The sequence below is a fragment of the Vibrio sp. Y176 genome (assembly GCF_033438945.1).
Window position 1 is genome coordinate 1 of sequence record NZ_JAWOQS010000134.1, and the last position, 1,030, is coordinate 1,030.

2 protein-coding genes and 1 pseudogene are annotated in these 1,030 nt (G+C 44.5%); 1 reads left to right on the forward strand and 2 read right to left on the reverse strand.

Going from position 1 to position 1,030, the window contains the following annotated elements:
* The coding region (locus tag R7O13_RS24615; protein WP_318304904.1) for an HIT domain-containing protein at positions 1 to 417 on the forward strand (417 nt) is incomplete at its 5' end.
* A gap of 118 nt (positions 418 to 535) precedes the next feature.
* Here the strand turns inward: R7O13_RS24615 and R7O13_RS24620 are convergent.
* Positions 536 to 766: a FeoC-like transcriptional regulator gene (locus R7O13_RS24620; RefSeq protein WP_005496063.1), complete on the reverse strand. Its 231-nt coding sequence runs from the start codon at positions 764 to 766 to the stop codon at positions 536 to 538.
* Positions 763 to 1,030 (reverse strand): annotated as a pseudogene (locus tag R7O13_RS24625) (ferrous iron transporter B); the annotation flags it as partial. The pseudogene R7O13_RS24625 and the gene R7O13_RS24620, both read right to left, overlap by 4 nt.

Consider the following 1,030-nt stretch of genomic DNA (forward strand, 5'->3'; position numbering starts at 1 on the left):
CTGCACCCTCAATTGGCAAAAGACACCACAGTAATCGGCCACTTCCCTCTTTGCGTTGCACTTCTACATAAAGATAATGCAGTGCCGTGGGTCATCTTAGTTCCTAAACGTGCCAACTTAAAAGAATTGCACCACTTACCGATGAAAGAGCAGCAACAGTTTTTACTTGAATCACAAGCGGTAAGCCAAGCGCTCGAAGCGACTTTCCGTCCTGACAAGTTGAATCTTGGCGCACTCGGTAACATGGTGCCGCAGCTACACATTCATCATATCGCACGCTTTAAGGACGACGTTGCATGGCCAGGACCGATTTGGGGAAACACAAGCGGCGAGTTTCGTAGCGAAGAAGAACAAGATGAGATTCTCAAACGCATTGGAAATGTGTTGTCGCTAAGCTCGATCTTCCATAAAGCTTAATTAATATTCAGCCGCTATGAGATTTGCTTGCCAGCGACAAGGCTATTGATTAGAAACGAAAAAAGCCGCATCAGAAATGACGCGGCTTTATTATTTGTAAGCTTTGGTTGATAAACCACTACATAGTAACAGTGAGTGACAACCCGTCTTGTTTTGTCACGGCATAACGCACACGCATCACATCTCGAGCTTTATTGGTATCAACCAAGCGGCTAATTTTACCCTTCTTGATCCACACGCTTAACATTGCATCCGCACCGTCTTCACTCATTCCAAACTGCTTAGCCAGCTCAGACTGTGAGACTGTCCCTTTGTCTGCAATATATTGATAAAGCTCATTTAAAATCATGCGACTTGCGCCTCTAACGCACCATGTTGTTTTTTACCAATACGTTTGAATACGTGATAAGTTCCGATGAAGATTGCAACAATAATTGCCATCCAGACACCACTAGTAATTGGGCTTTCAGAGAAATGCGTCAACTGATTGTAGAACGTTGCACATAGGTAAGCTAAACCCATCGTCCATACCGCAATAAAACGTGCGAAGTTATGGCCAAATTCACGTACATACGCCCCCATCGCAGCAACACATGGTGTGTACAACAAGATG